This is a genomic window from Pseudomonas sp. UBA5706, from assembly GCF_002419965.1.
Lineage (GTDB): Bacteria > Pseudomonadota > Gammaproteobacteria > Pseudomonadales > Pseudomonadaceae > Aquipseudomonas.
Genome location: NZ_DIHC01000015.1, coordinates 15,298 through 29,503, shown reverse-complemented (window position 1 = coordinate 29,503; position 14,206 = coordinate 15,298). Strand labels below are relative to the sequence as shown.

Sequence of the window (14,206 nt, the reverse complement as noted above, 5' to 3'; positions counted from 1 at the left end):
CCGCGTTCGGCTTTACTGACCCTCAGCGAGTAGTCCGAGCCTGTTTTTGACGTGCTGTTGTCAAGCGCAGTCGTTTTCACAGTGTCTGGTTAGTTGATCTGACCGTGACAGTGCTTGAACTTCTTACCGGAGCCACACCAGCACAGCTCGTTACGCCCCAGCTTCTGGTCGTTACGCGCCGGCGACAAGGCAGTGACTGCTGAAACGGCAATGTCTTCGCCGCCTTCGGCCAGTACATCCGGTTGATCCAGACCTGGCGCTTCAGCGTGCTGAAATTGCATGCGTTGTGCCAGTTCTTCGGCATCGCGACGCAGGCGTGCTTCCTCTTCGGCCGGATCTTCGCGACGAACCTGAACGTGAGACAGCACACGGATGGTGTCGCGCTTGATCGAATCTAGCAGTTCCTGAAACAGGGTGAAGGACTCGCGCTTGTACTCCTGCTTCGGGTTTTTCTGAGCGTAACCGCGCAGGTGAATACCGTGACGCAGGTGGTCCATGGTCGACAGGTGGTCTTTCCACAGATCGTCCAGAACGCGCAGCAGAATCTGCTTCTCGAAGGTACGCAGGGCATCGGCGCTGGCCTGGTCTTCTTTCTCGTTGTAAGCCGACATGATGGCTTCCAGGAGTTTCGGGCGCAGGTTTTCTTCGTGCAGGTGGTCATCTTCGTCCAGCCACTGCTGGATTGGCAGCTTCACGCCGAAGTCGCTGCTCAACGCAGCCTCCAGGCCGGCCACGTCCCACTGTTCTGGCAGGGACTGTGGAGGAATGTGCGAGCTGATGGTGGCGTCCAGCACTTCTTCACGGAACTCGGCAATGGTGTCACCAATATTGGTCGCAGCCAGCAGGCTGTTACGCATGTGGTAGATCACTTTACGCTGTTCGTTGGAAACGTCGTCGAACTCAAGCAGTTGCTTACGAATGTCGAAGTTGCGGCCTTCGACCTTGCGTTGTGCCTTCTCGATGGCGTTAGTCACCATGCGGTGCTCGATCGCCTCGCCGGACTGCATGCCCAATGCCTTCATGAAGTTCTTCACCCGATCAGAGGCGAAGATGCGCATCAGGCTGTCTTCCAGCGACAGGTAGAAACGGCTGGAGCCGGTATCACCCTGACGCCCCGCACGACCGCGCAGCTGGTTGTCGATGCGACGGGACTCATGGCGCTCGGAAGCGATAACGTGCAGGCCACCGGCCTCGATCACCTGCTGATGGCGCTTCTGCCAGTCGGCCTTGATTTGCGCAATCTGCTCGGAGGTCGGATCCTCCAGGCTGGCGACTTCGACTTCCCAGTTGCCACCCAACAGAATGTCGGTACCACGACCGGCCATGTTAGTAGCGATGGTCAGCGCGCCCGGACGGCCGGCCTGGGCAATGATTTCCGCTTCTTTTTCGTGGAATTTTGCGTTCAGAACCTTGTGATCGATGCCTTCCTTGCGCAGCAGGTTGGACATGTGCTCAGAGGTTTCGATGGTCGCAGTACCTACCAGCACCGGACGCTGCTCGGCCAGACACGCCTTGATATCCGTGATGATCGCCTGGTATTTCTCTTCGGCGGTCAGGTACACCAGATCGTTGAAATCCTTACGCGCCAACGGTTTGTTCGGCGGTATGACCATTACGGCCAGGGCGTAGATCTGGTGGAACTCGAACGCTTCGGTATCCGCGGTGCCGGTCATGCCGGACAGCTTGTTGTACAGACGGAAGTAGTTCTGGAACGTGGTTGATGCCAGGGTTTGGCTTTCGGCCTGGATGTTAAGGTGCTCTTTGGCTTCGATCGCCTGGTGCAGGCCTTCGGACAGACGACGGCCAGGCATTGTACGGCCGGTGTGTTCGTCAACGAGCAGAATCTGGCCGTCCTGAACGATGTACTCAACGTTGCGATGGAACAGCTTGTGCGCACGCAAGCCGGCATAGACGTGGGTCAGCAGCCCCAGGTTGTGCGCCGAATACAGACTCTCGCCTTCGGCCAACAGGCCGACTTCGGTGAGCATTTCTTCGATGAATTGGTGACCGGCCTCATTCAATTCCACCTGACGGGACTTCTCGTCGATGGTGTAGTGGCCTTGCTTGGTTACCACGCCCTCCACTTCCTCGATGTGCTGCTCGAGTTTAGGGATCAGCTTGTTGATTTCGGTGTACAGCTTGGAGCTGTCTTCAGCCTGGCCGGAGATGATCAGCGGGGTACGGGCTTCGTCGATGAGGATCGAGTCGACTTCGTCGATCACGGCGAAATTCAGCTCACGCTGGAATTTGTCTTCCAGGCTGAAGGCCATGTTATCGCGCAGGTAGTCGAAACCGAATTCGTTGTTGGTGCCGTAGGTAATGTCCGAGCCGTAGGCGGCGCGTTTCTCTTCAGGCGGCTGGAATGGCGTGACGACGCCTACGGTCAGACCGAGAAATTCGTACAGCGGGCGCATCCAGTTGGCGTCACGACGGGCCAGATAGTCGTTCACGGTTACAACGTGCACGCCCTTGCCGGACAACGCGTTGAGATAGACCGCCAGTGTCGCGACCAGGGTCTTGCCTTCACCGGTACGCATCTCGGCGATCATGCCTTCGTGCAGCGTCATGCCGCCGATCAACTGAACGTCGAAGTGACGCATCCCCATGATGCGCTTGCCCGCCTCGCGGCAGACCGCGAACGCTTCGGGCAGGAGCTGATCGAGGGTCTCACCTTTGGCTATGCGGGCCTTGAACTCTTCGGTCTTGGCGCGCAGTTGCTCGTCCGAAAGGGCCACCATTTGCTCTTCGAAGCTGTTGACGAATTGAACCGTCTTGAGCATGCGCTTCACTTCGCGCTCGTTCTTGCTTCCGAAAAGTTTTTTTAACAAAGGTGCAAACATATCGACAGGATCTTCCACACATAGGGATGGAGGGCGGCCCCGTGAGTCGCCCGTGCAGCCCTCATGGCCGCATGCGAACGAGCATTCTACCCGGAAATGGTGGTGAGGAAAGTGGCGTTATTCCACGATGCTGGCACAGCAGTGTTACGGGGCAGCAGTAAAATAGGGGCGTTTGCCTGGACTTCAACCCGTCATCGAAAGAAGTTTGATTAAAATTTGTTCACAAACAGAGCACCATCTTGCCAGCCGGGTCCAATGCCTGCGAGGCCGGCCGGTAGTTTCTGATACCATCGCAGGCTTGTATCGAAGGGCAACTCTTATGGCATTTCGTCCCTTGCACGCCCGCGCCCCAGCCGTGTTGTTGCGTGAGGCTCGGCCACTCAAAGCCATCTACCATCATGCCCAGCGACTGGCGCACTTGCAGCGCTTGCTGGAAAGCCAGCTGCAACCGGCTGCGCGCGCGCACTGTCACGTCGCGTCTTGGCGCGAGGGCACTTTATTGCTGATTGTCACCGACGGGCATTGGGCCACGCGCCTGCGCTATCAGCAGAAACGCCTGCAAAGGCAACTGGTGGCTTTCAAGGAATTCGCCAACCTGACACGCTTGCAGCTCAAGGTACAACCAGCAACGGTCCATCAGAGTGCTGCGGGTCATTCGCGGGATCTTTCGGTGGCGGCGGCGGAGACGATCAGTGAGACGGCTGAGGGGATCAGTGATCCCAAACTGCGCGCGGCGCTGGAGCGATTGGCGGCGCATGGCAAGCACAGGCAGCCTAACGGCTAGGTTTTGACGTTTGGGTTGGGTGCATCCCAAACAAGCGGACCACCCCAAACACAGCGCCTAAGCCCACAATGAAAAAAGGCCACCCGAAGGTGGCCTTAAATAAACAAACTAGAAGAAGAGAGTATTTACACCGCCGCTACAGGGCGCATGTACGAGATCGGTGCGGTACTGGCATCTTCGAAGGTGACGACTTCCCAAGCGTCTTTCTGTGCGATGAGGGCACGCAGCAGACGGTTGTTCAGACCGTGTCCCGACTTGAAGCCCTGATACTCGCCGATCAGGCTGTTGCCCAATAGATACAGGTCACCGATGGCATCCAGAATCTTGTGTTTGACGAACTCGTCCTCGTAACGCAGGCCGTCTTCGTTCAACACGCCGTCCTTGTCCACGACGATAGCGTTCTCGACGCTGCCGCCGAGCGCAAGATTATGCTTGCGCAGGTACTCGATGTCTTTCATGAAACCGAATGTACGCGCTCGGCTCACTTCTTTTACAAACGAAGTGCTGGAGAAGTCGACGCTTGCAGTTTGCGTACGGTTCTTGAGGTAGGGGTGGTCGAAATCGATTTCGAAGCTCACCTTGAAACCTTCGAACGGCACGAACTTTGCGTATTTGCCGTCTTCTTCTACGCAGACTTCTTTCAGAATGCGTATGAATTTCTTCGGTGCGTCCTGCTCTTCCAGGCCAGCTGACTGAATCAGGAATACGAAGGGGCCTGCGCTGCCGTCCATGATCGGAACTTCGGAGGCAGAGAGTTCAACATAGGCGTTATCGATGCCAAGGCCGGCCAAAGCCGACAGCAGGTGCTCAACCGTATCGACCTTCACATCGCCGTTGAAGAGCGTTGTGGACAGAGTGGTGTCTCCCACGTTCTCCGCAAAGGCGTTGATCTGCACGACGGGATCGAGGTCGGTACGGAAAAACACAATGCCTGCGTTCACAGGTGCGGGCTTGAGGGTAAGGTAAACCTTCTCCCCCGAGTGCAGGCCGATACCTGTGGCACGGATAATATTCTTCAGGGTGCGTTGTTTAATCATGGCATTGGCCGCTTCAGCGCATATCGCGAATTAGTATCAACAAAGGCGGGCGATGATAGCAGACCTCGCCTTTGCTGAACACCAATCACCCTTATACCCCTGATAGAACTCATCAATCAGCCTGACGACGCAGGAAGGCTGGAATATCCAGGTAATCCAGATCATCTTGCGGATTCATTTTTGCCGCCGCGGTGGCGCCTGCGTGAGCCTGATTGCGCATCACGGTAGGACGGTCCAGATCGCGGTAGTTCACCGAAGGCTGTTCCTGACGTGCTGTCTGCTGCTGCACCGGTGCGGCTTGTGCAGTCTGCAGGGTGTTGTCGATAACCTTCACAGGCTTCTCGATTTTCGCGCCTAGGCCGGTGGCGACCACTGTTACGTGCAACTCGTCGCGCATGTCCGGATCGATAACGGTACCGACCTTGACCATGGCGTGCTCGGAGGCGAACGCTTCGATGATGCTACCCACGTCCGAGTACTCGCCCAGGGACAGGTCAGGACCGGCAGTGATGTTCACCAGAATGCCGCGGGCACCTTGCAGGTTCACGTCTTCGAGCAGCGGGTTGCGGATCGCCGCTTCGGTGGCTTCACGCGCACGGTTAGGACCGCTGGCAGCGCCAGTGCCCATCATCGCCATGCCCATTTCGGACATCACGGTGCGCACGTCAGCGAAGTCGACGTTGATCATGCCTGGACGCTTGATGATGTCGGAGATACCGCGAACAGCACCGGCCAATACATCGTCCGCCTTGGCGAAAGCCGAGAGCAGGCTTGCGTCTTTACCCAGGATGGTCAGCAGCTTCTCGTTGGGGATGGTGATCAACGAGTCAACGCTTTCGGACAGCGCACGGATGCCTTCATCGGCGATCTGCATGCGCTTGCGACCTTCGAACGGAAACGGACGAGTCACGACCGCAACGGTCAGGATGCCCATTTCCTTGGCCACTTCGGCAATGATCGGTGCTGCACCGGTACCGGTACCGCCACCCATGCCGGTGGTGATGAAGACCATGTTGGTGCCCTGCAGGACTTCTGCAATGCGCTCACGATCTTCCAGCGCGGCCTGGCGACCGACTTCAGGGTTGGCACCTGCGCCCAGGCCCTTGGTCACACCGGTACCCAGTTGCAAAATGGTACGTGCGCCAATGTTTTTCAGGGCTTGAGCATCGGTGTTGGCGCAGATGAACTCGACGCCTTCGATATTGCTCTTGACCATGTGGTTGACTGCGTTGCCGCCGCCACCGCCGACGCCGATAACTTTAATTACCGGGCTTTGTGGGATGTTGTCTACGAGCTCGAACATGTTCCCTCTCCTTCAGTTCTCTAGTTTTATGTCGCCTGTTGCCTGCCTACCACTTTTGAATCCTAGAAATTCCCCTGGACCCAGCGTTTGAGACGCTCAAACACTGGAGCCTTCGGTTCATCGCTATAACTGCTACCGGAGCCGGAAAGGCCGGACAGCGAGATGCCGTCAGACTGCTTTTGCAGTCCATACAGCAACAGGCCGACGCCGGTGGAGTAAATCGGGTTGCGAACCACGTCCGTCAAACCCTTGATGCTGTGCGGCACACCAAGGCGCACCGGCATGTGGAAGATTTCTTCGGCAAGTTCCACCGCGCCTTCCATTTTCGACGTACCTCCGGTCAGCACGATGCCGGCCGGGATCAGATCTTCGTAGCCGCTGCGACGCAGTTCGGCCTGAATCAGGGTGAACAGTTCGTCATAACGTGGCTCGACCACTTCGGCCAGGGCCTGACGCGACAGCTCACGCGGGGGACGGTCACCGACGCTCGGAACCTTGATGGTTTCGCCGGCACCGGCCAGTTTGGCCAATGCGCAGGCGTAACGGATCTTGATCTCTTCGGCGTACTGCGTAGGCGTACGCAGGGCCATGGCGATGTCGTTAGTGACCTGGTCACCGGCAATCGGGATCACTGCGGTGTGACGAATAGCGCCTTCAGTGAAGATCGCGATATCAGTGGTGCCGCCGCCGATGTCGACCAGGCATACACCCAGCTCTTTCTCATCGTCGGTCAGCACCGAGTACGCCGAAGCCAGTTGCTCCAGAATGATGTCGTCCACTTCCAGACCGCACCGGCGAACGCACTTCTCGATGTTCTGTGCAGCGTTCACAGCGCAGGTCACCACGTGAACCTTGGCTTCCAGACGCACGCCCGACATGCCCAGCGGCTCACGAACGCCTTCCTGGTTATCGATCACGTAATCCTGCGGCAGCGTGTGCAAGACGCGCTGGTCAGCGGGGATCGCCACGGCCTGAGCGGCATCGAGTACGCGCTCCAGGTCAGCCGAGCTCACTTCGCGGTCACGAATCGCCACGATACCGTGGGAGTTCAGGCTGCGAATGTGATTGCCGGCGACACCCACGAACGCCGAGTGGATGCGGCAGCCAGCCATCAACTGCGCTTCTTCGACAGCGCGTTGAATCGACTGCACGGTCGATTCGATATTCACCACCACGCCCTTCTTCAGGCCTCGTGAGGGGTGGGTGCCGATACCGACGATTTCCAGCGTGCCATCAGCCGCGACTTCGCCTACCAGCGCCACCACCTTGGAGGTGCCGATATCCAATCCGACGATCATTTTGCCGCTTTGCACGTTTGCCATGGGTCCTGCCTCTTATCAATTCTTCGCGACGGCGGGTTTGTCCGTCGTTGTAGCTGACGCCTGCTCACGCCAACCGACGGCAAGGCCGTTGTTGTAACGCAGGTCGACGCGCGCAATGTTCGTGATCTGTTCTTTAAGCGTTTTTTCGTAGATGGCGATAAAGCGGCGCATCTTTTCCACCAGATGGTCACGCCCCAGCAGCAACTCCAGGCCTGGGCCCGCGTTGCCTGCGCCGGTGGTGAGGAACCAGCTGCCTCGCTCACGCAACTCCAGGCGAGCGATGGAGAAGCCCAGCGGGCGCAACATCTGGCTCAATACCTGGTACTGCTGCATCACCTGCTGTTGAGCCCGTTGCGGCCCGAACAACTGCGGAAGGTGTTCGTAGTTGGCCAGCTCACGCGGGGTGAACGCCTGACCCTGGTTGTTCAGCAGGGCTTCATCGCCCCAACGTGCGACCGGTAATTGCTCTTCCAGTCGAATCACCACCTGATCCGGCCACACACGGCGGACTTCGGCGTGGGCGATCCACGGCATCTGCTCGAGTTCGGTACGCATCCCGGCCAGATCAATATTGAAGAAGCTGGTAGCCACGAAGGGGGCAATGCGCTGCTGGACGGCCTGCTGGCTGATGTAGCTCAGGTCACCCTGAACGTTGATCCGCGAGATCGGGCGGTCGGCGTAAGGCAATAGGCGTTGCGCCGCTTCGTAAGTGCCGAAACCGAACACCACCAGCAGCACGGGCCACATGAGGCTGCGCAGGAAACCGAAGTTCGGCCGGGGCATGCGCGCCGACAAAGGCTCTTTGGCCACCATGCGACTGGCGCCACGAGGCACCGGCTTGCGGCCCGGAGTGGATTGCTGATGACGTACCGTCGCGCCGAGCATGACTTACCCCCGCACCTGGACACTGTCGGCCAGAATCGCCAACACCAACTGTTTGAAATCCAGACCCGCCGCTCTTGCGGCCATGGGTACAAGACTGTGATCGGTCATGCCGGGCACGGTGTTGACTTCCAACAACCAAAACTTGCCTTCGGCGTCCTGCATAACATCGGTGCGCGCCCATCCGGCGATACCCACTGCTTCGCAGGCACGAGCGGTCAGCGCTTTGAGTTCCTGTTCTTTGGCTGCGTCGAGGCCGCACGGAATCCGGTACTGGGTATCGGAAGCCAGGTACTTGGCGTCGTAGTCGTAGAAACTGTGAGGGGTGCCCAGGCCGATGGGCGGCAATACTTGCCCACGCAGCGAGGCGACGGTGAACTCCGGACCTTGAATCCATTGTTCGACCAACACTTGTGAATCGTAGGTACTGGCGGCATTCCATGCGGCGATCAATTCATCGACGCCGCTCACCTTGGCCATACCGATACTGGAGCCTTCATGGGCGGGTTTGACGATTAAAGGAAAGCCCAGTTCCATCGCCGCGCAAATACAATCGGCTTCACTACCCAATACCGCGTGGCGAGGGGTCGGCAGTCCCAGACTCTGCCAGACCTGCTTGGTACGCAGCTTGTCCATTGCCAGTGCCGAAGCCAGCACACCGCTGCCGGTGTACGGGATGTCCAGACACTCCAGCAAACCCTGCATGGTGCCGTCCTCGCCACCGCGGCCGTGCAACACGATGAACGCACGATCGATTTTCTCGTTCACCAGTCGCTGCAGCAAATCGTCGCCCACATCGATGGCAAACGCATCGACACCCGCGCCCTGCAATGCTTCAAGCACAGCTTTGCCGGATTTCAGGGAAACCTCCCGCTCCGCGCTCTTGCCACCGAAGAGCACGGCGACCCGACCGAAGCCTTTCGGCTGCAGGGTCGAGAACAGGGAGACTTGCGCGGCGGCTGTCATTTCAGCTTACCTTCGGTTGAGGCCACGATGGCGCCCGTGAACAACGGGCTCTTAAGCAACTGCGGCGCCAGGCCACCGATATCGCCAGCGCCCTGACACAGCAGGATGTCGCCCGCACGCAGCAACGGCTTGACCAACGGCGCCAGTTCCACACCACGTTCGATATAGATCGGGTCCAACTGGCCACGCTGACGAATGCTGTGCGCCAATTGACGGCTGTCGGCGCCAGGAATCGGCTCTTCGCCTGCGGGATAGACTTCCATCAGCAGCAGGACATTGGCATCGTTGAGCACCTGCACGAAATCGTCGTACAGATCGCGGGTACGGCTGTAACGGTGCGGCTGGTAAACCATGACCAGACGGCGATCCGGCCAGCCACCGCGCACGGCATTGATCACGGCCGCGACCTCGCGAGGATGGTGACCGTAGTCGTCCACCAGCATCACGTTGCCGCCCTCGACCGGCAATTCACCGTAGACCTGAAAGCGACGCCCCACGCCCTGGAAGCCGGAAAGGCCTTGAACAATGGCCTCATCGCTGATGCCTTCGTCGGTCGCGATGGCGATGGTAGCCAGCGAGTTGAGTACGTTGTGATTGCCGGGCATGTTCACCGAAACATCCAGCGGCGCACGGTCGCGGCGTAAGACAGTGAAGTGGGTGCGCATGCCGTCCTGGCGAACATTGATCGCGCGCACGTCGGCATCTTCGTTGAAGCCGTAGGTGACAACTGGACGCTTCACCGCTGGCAGGATGTCGCACACCACCGGGTCGTCGGTGCACACCACGGCCAGCCCATAGAACGGCAGGTTGTGCAGGAACTCGACGAAGGTTTTCTTCAGCTTGTTGAAATCGCCTTCGTACGTCGCCATGTGGTCGGCGTCTATATTCGTCACCACTGCTACCAGCGGTTGCAAGTGCAGGAAACTGGCGTCGCTCTCGTCCGCTTCGGCGATCAGGTAACGACTGGTACCAAGCTGCGCGTTGGTGCCGGCGGCGTTCAAACGACCGCCGATCACGAACGTCGGGTCCAGGCCACCGGCTGCAAACACAGAAGCAATGAGGCTGGTGGTAGTGGTCTTGCCATGAGTCCCGGCGACCGCGATACCGTGACGATAGCGCATCAGTTCAGCCAGCATTTCGGCACGTGGCACTACCGGAATACGCCGTTCAAGGGCAGTCGCTACTTCCGGGTTAGCGGTGTTCACCGCGCTGGAAACCACGAGCACGTCGGCCGCCGAGGCGTTCTCCGCACGGTGGCCGATGAAGATGTGCGCGCCGAACGATTCGAGACGTTCAGTCACAGGCGATGCCTTAAGATCGGAACCGGACACTTCATAGCCCAGGTTCAACAACACTTCGGCAATCCCGCACATCCCTACACCGCCGATACCGACGAAGTGGATGCGACGGATTCGGCGCATTTCCGGTTGTGGCATCGCACGTTGACTCTCAACCATGGACCACCTCCAGGCAGACATCAACGACGGTGTTAGTGGCATCCGGCTTGGCCAGTTGGCGGGCCGTGGTAGCCATGCGCTTCAATTGTTCGGGTTGCATCAAAACCTCTTTCAGGCGAGCCGCCATCTCGGCGGCGCCAGTTGTCGCTTGCGGCATCACGAAGGCAGCGCCTTCACGAGCCAGATATTCGGCATTGCGCGACTGGTGATCGTCGATCGCGTGGGGCAATGGCACCAGCAACGAGGGCAGACCTGCGGCGGCCAGTTCGCTGATGGTCAGCGCACCTGCGCGACAAACCACCAGATCCGCCCAGCCATAGGCCTGGGCCATGTCTTTGATAAAGGGGGCAACCTGCGCCTCGACCCCGGCCGCGCGATAGCGCTCGGTGGTGACCTCATCGTGATTCCTGCCAGCCTGATGGAACACTTCAGGCCGCAGATCCGCAGGCACCTGAGCCAGCGCTTCAGGCAGCAATTTGTTAAGTGGCTCGGCCCCCAGGCTTCCGCCCAGCACCAGCAAGCGAGGCTTGCGCCCGACCAGAGCCTGGCGTGGTGTCTCAAAAAACAGCTCGGCACGTACCGGGTTGCCGGTGGTGCGCCGCTTGGCCGACGCAGCGAACGTCTGCGGGAAGGCCTCGCACACGCGAGCGGCGAATGAAGCCAGGCTGCGATTAGCGGTACCGGCCACAGCGTTCTGCTCGTGAATGATCAACGGCACGCCGCCAAGCCTGGCCGCCAGGCCGCCGGGACCGGTCACGTAGCCACCGAAACCGACGACACACACCGGTTTGAGCTCGCGAACGACTTTGCGCGCCTGCAACAACGCCTTGAACAGCATAAACGGCGCCTTGAGCAACGACAGACGACCCTTGCCGCGCAGCCCGGTAACGTTGATCAGGTGCAACTGCAGACCCGCCGCGGGCACCAATTCGTTTTCGATTCCGCGTGGCGTGCCCAACCAGTGCACGGTGTAGCCGCGCGCCTGAAACTCGCGAGCGCACGCCAGTGCCGGGAACACGTGTCCGCCGGTGCCACCGGCCATGATCAATACGTTACCGACGGCCATGGGTTGGCTCCTCGGCAAAATCGCTCTCGTTGAATTCGGCCTCTTCGCTGCCCATGTTGTTGCGCGATTCCCATTCGATGCGCAGCAACAGGCCCAGGCTTGCGCAGCAAATGATCAGCGAACTGCCACCGTAGCTGAGAAATGGCAGGGTCAACCCTTTGGTGGGCAGCAGGCCGACGTTCACGCCAATGTTGATCAGGAATTGGCCAATCCACAGGAAAGCCAGACCGTAAGCGGTATAGGCAGCGAAAAATTGCTTGGCGCGCTCGGCCCACATGCCGATGTACATGGCGCGGATACTCACGAACACGAACAGGGCGACGGTTGCCAGTGAACCCACGACGCCCAGCTCTTCCGCCAGCACCGAGAACACGAAGTCGGTGTGTGCTTCGGGCAGGTAAAACTGTTTTTGTACACTGTTGCCCAGGCCGACGCCGAACCACTCGCCGCGCCCGAAGGCGATCAACGCCTGAGTCAACTGATAGCCGGAGCCAAACTGATCGGACCACGGGTCGGTAAAGGTAATCAGACGAGCCATCCGGTAAGGCTGCGCCTGCACGAGTACGAACACCGCGCCCACGGCCATCGCCACCATCAGGGTGAAGCGGAACAGACCCACACCACCAAGGAACAGCATCGCTGCCGCCGAGCCCATCATCACGACGGTGGCACCAAAGTCAGGCTCCATCAGCAGCAGGCCGGCCATCGGCAGCAGCACGATGAACGGCTTGAAGAAACCCATCCAGCTCTCGCGAACTTCTTGCTGACGACGAATCAGGTAGCCGGCCAGAAAGATCACCACGAAGACCTTGGCAATTTCCGACGGCTGTACGTTGAACATGCCGAAACCAATCCAGCGCATCGACCCGTTCACCTCGCGCCCGATGCCGGGGACGATCACCATCACCAGCAGGCCGAACGCGCCGATCAGCATCAGCCAGCCCAGACGCTGCCAGGTTGCAACCGGGATCATCATGGTGGCGATACAGGCACCCAGGCCCAGCACCAGGTAGATCAGGTGCCGGGTCATCATGTAAAGCGCGTTGCCGGACTGCACCGCGGCCACTTCCGACGACGCGGACGTGATCATGACAAGGCCCAGGCCCAGCAAGGCCAGGCAACCGGCGAGCATCGGGAAATCGACGTCGACGCCGCGACCGCTGATGATCGGCGATGGATAAGGCTTGATCACGCCAAAGATCATGACAAGCTCCCCACGGCCTGAGCGAACAAACGTCCGCGCTCTTCGAAATTCTTGAACATATCCAGGCTTGCGCAGGCCGGGGACAGCAACACGGCGTCCCCTTCCTGGGCCAATTCGGCAGCACGTTGCACAGCTTCTTCCAATGTTTTGACGCGTGTCAGAGGCACCGAATCGCCGAAAGTCGCAGCGAGCAGTTCAGCGTCGCGTCCCAGCAGGACGACGGCGCGACAATGAGTGGCAACGGAGGATTTGAGCGCGTCGAAATCCGCCCCCTTGCCGTCGCCGCCGGCGATCAGTACCAGTTTGCCGCTGATGTCCGCACCCAAGCCTTCGATGGCGGCCAAGGCGGCACCGACGTTGGTGGCTTTGGAGTCATCGTAGTAACTGACGCCAGCCAGCTCGCGGACCCACTGACAACGGTGAACCAGCCCCGCGAAGCTGCGCAGTGCAGCGAGCATAGGCTCGAACGGCAGTCCGGCGGCGTGGCCCAGCGCCAGTGCTGCCAGGGCGTTGGCATGGTTGTGCGCGCCACGGATTTTCAGTGCACTGACCGGCATCAGGTTGTCGAACTGGAACGCCAGGTACTTTTCACCCTGCTCTTCTCGCAGACCGAAGCCATTGATGTCAGGCCTGTTCAGACCAAAGGTCCAGCACGGCACGCCTTCGCCGATCAATGGTCGCGACAGCGCGTCCTGACGATTGACCACCACCTGACGAGCGCCACGGAAAATCCGGTGTTTGGCCAGATGATAGGCAGGCAGGCCGCTGTAGCGGTCCATGTGGTCTTCGCTGACGTTGAGCACGGTGGCGACTTCAGCGTCCAGTTGATCGGTGGTCTCCAGCTGGAAGCTCGACAGTTCCATCACATACAGCTCGACGTCGTCGCTGAGCAGGTCCAGCGCAGGGGTACCGAGATTGCCGCCGACGGCGACGCGCTTGCCAGCCGCCGCGGCCATTTCGCCGACCAGCGTGGTGACGGTGCTTTTCGCGTTGGAGCCGCTGATGGCGACAATCGGCGCCTTCGCGTTTCGCGCGAACAATTCGATGTCACCGGACAGTTTCACGCCACGAGCCGCAGCCTGCTGCAGCGCAGGCGTTGCCAAGGCCAAACCGGGACTGACATAAAGCTCGTCGGCGCGGCAGAGAAATTCGACATCCAGCTCGCCACAGCGCACTTCCACCTGCGGGTAGTCGCGACGCAAGGTCGCCAGCTCCGGAGGGTTCTCCCGCGTATCGGCCACGGCAAACGCCACGCCCCGGTTCGCCAGGAAGCGAATCAGGGACATGCCGCTTTTGCCGAGGCCGACAACGATGCGGAAGTGAGAGGAAGCGATCAGCGACACTT

At 59.6% G+C, this 14,206-nt stretch carries 11 protein-coding genes; 1 reads left to right on the top strand and 10 read right to left on the bottom strand.

Translation table 11 applies throughout. The annotated features are described in order from the left end of the window. Window positions 1–89: 89 nt before the first annotated feature. On the bottom strand, window positions 90–2,840 hold the full coding sequence (gene secA, locus B3I26_RS07390) for a preprotein translocase subunit SecA (RefSeq protein ID WP_296256573.1): 2,751 nt from the start codon (window positions 2,838–2,840) through the stop codon (window positions 90–92). Window positions 2,841–3,159: 319 nt separating this feature from the next. Here secA and B3I26_RS07385 point away from each other — a divergent pair, with 319 nt between their 5' ends. Beyond that, window positions 3,160–3,624 (top strand): DUF721 domain-containing protein, encoded by a 465-nt coding sequence (locus B3I26_RS07385; RefSeq protein WP_296256571.1) that lies wholly within the window; start codon window positions 3,160–3,162, stop codon window positions 3,622–3,624. Window positions 3,625–3,749: 125 nt separating this feature from the next. On the opposite strand, the gene lpxC is transcribed toward B3I26_RS07385, so the two are convergent. The 9 genes from lpxC to murD form a co-directional block, all read right to left on the bottom strand. Continuing rightward, window positions 3,750–4,661 (bottom strand): UDP-3-O-acyl-N-acetylglucosamine deacetylase, encoded by a 912-nt coding sequence (gene lpxC, locus B3I26_RS07380; RefSeq protein ID WP_296256570.1) that lies wholly within the window; start codon window positions 4,659–4,661, stop codon window positions 3,750–3,752. 112 nt (window positions 4,662–4,773) lie between these two features. Beyond that, on the bottom strand, window positions 4,774–5,964 hold the full coding sequence (ftsZ, locus tag B3I26_RS07375) for a cell division protein FtsZ (protein ID WP_296256569.1): 1,191 nt from the start codon (window positions 5,962–5,964) through the stop codon (window positions 4,774–4,776). Between the two features lie 62 nt (window positions 5,965–6,026). After that, the gene (gene ftsA / locus B3I26_RS07370; protein WP_296256567.1) at window positions 6,027–7,286 is read right to left on the bottom strand and encodes a cell division protein FtsA; all 1,260 of its coding nucleotides are present in this window, start codon (window positions 7,284–7,286) and stop codon (window positions 6,027–6,029) included. A 15-nt stretch (window positions 7,287–7,301) separates the two neighbouring features. Further along, window positions 7,302–8,171, bottom strand: a complete 870-nt coding sequence (locus tag B3I26_RS07365; protein WP_296256565.1) for a cell division protein FtsQ/DivIB — start codon at window positions 8,169–8,171, stop codon at window positions 7,302–7,304. Between the two features lie 3 nt (window positions 8,172–8,174). Then, the gene (locus B3I26_RS07360; protein ID WP_296256564.1) at window positions 8,175–9,134 is read right to left on the bottom strand and encodes a D-alanine--D-alanine ligase; all 960 of its coding nucleotides are present in this window, start codon (window positions 9,132–9,134) and stop codon (window positions 8,175–8,177) included. Further along, window positions 9,131–10,591, bottom strand: coding sequence for a UDP-N-acetylmuramate--L-alanine ligase (gene murC / locus B3I26_RS07355; protein ID WP_296256562.1), 1,461 nt, complete (start codon window positions 10,589–10,591; stop codon window positions 9,131–9,133). The genes B3I26_RS07360 and murC overlap by 4 nt, the downstream gene beginning before the upstream one ends. Next, window positions 10,584–11,657 (bottom strand): undecaprenyldiphospho-muramoylpentapeptide beta-N-acetylglucosaminyltransferase, encoded by a 1,074-nt coding sequence (gene murG / locus B3I26_RS07350; protein WP_296256560.1) that lies wholly within the window; start codon window positions 11,655–11,657, stop codon window positions 10,584–10,586. The genes murC and murG overlap by 8 nt, the downstream gene beginning before the upstream one ends. Then, the gene (gene ftsW / locus B3I26_RS07345) at window positions 11,644–12,861 is read right to left on the bottom strand and encodes a putative lipid II flippase FtsW (RefSeq protein ID WP_409521954.1); all 1,218 of its coding nucleotides are present in this window, start codon (window positions 12,859–12,861) and stop codon (window positions 11,644–11,646) included. The genes murG and ftsW overlap by 14 nt, the downstream gene beginning before the upstream one ends. After that, a complete protein-coding gene (gene murD, locus B3I26_RS07340) occupies window positions 12,858–14,204 on the bottom strand; it encodes a UDP-N-acetylmuramoyl-L-alanine--D-glutamate ligase (protein WP_296256558.1) in 1,347 nt (448 codons plus the stop codon). Before murD ends, ftsW begins: the two co-directional genes overlap by 4 nt. Between the last annotated feature and the right edge of the window lie 2 nt (window positions 14,205–14,206).

What these genes read in the sequence shown, in the direction of transcription:
- secA (WP_296256573.1), bottom strand. Translation starts at nt 2,840, where the DNA reads ATGTTTGCACCTTTGTTAAAAAAACTTTTCGGAAGCAAGAACGAGCGC.
- B3I26_RS07385 (WP_296256571.1), top strand. Translation starts at nt 3,160, where the DNA reads ATGGCATTTCGTCCCTTGCACGCCCGCGCCCCAGCCGTGTTGTTGCGT.
- lpxC (WP_296256570.1), bottom strand. Translation starts at nt 4,661, where the DNA reads ATGATTAAACAACGCACCCTGAAGAATATTATCCGTGCCACAGGTATC.
- ftsZ (WP_296256569.1), bottom strand. Translation starts at nt 5,964, where the DNA reads ATGTTCGAGCTCGTAGACAACATCCCACAAAGCCCGGTAATTAAAGTT.
- ftsA (WP_296256567.1), bottom strand. Translation starts at nt 7,286, where the DNA reads ATGGCAAACGTGCAAAGCGGCAAAATGATCGTCGGATTGGATATCGGC.
- B3I26_RS07365 (WP_296256565.1), bottom strand. Translation starts at nt 8,171, where the DNA reads ATGCTCGGCGCGACGGTACGTCATCAGCAATCCACTCCGGGCCGCAAG.
- B3I26_RS07360 (WP_296256564.1), bottom strand. Translation starts at nt 9,134, where the DNA reads ATGACAGCCGCCGCGCAAGTCTCCCTGTTCTCGACCCTGCAGCCGAAA.
- murC (WP_296256562.1), bottom strand. Translation starts at nt 10,591, where the DNA reads ATGGTTGAGAGTCAACGTGCGATGCCACAACCGGAAATGCGCCGAATC.
- murG (WP_296256560.1), bottom strand. Translation starts at nt 11,657, where the DNA reads ATGGCCGTCGGTAACGTATTGATCATGGCCGGTGGCACCGGCGGACAC.
- ftsW (WP_409521954.1), bottom strand. Translation starts at nt 12,861, where the DNA reads ATGATCTTTGGCGTGATCAAGCCTTATCCATCGCCGATCATCAGCGGT.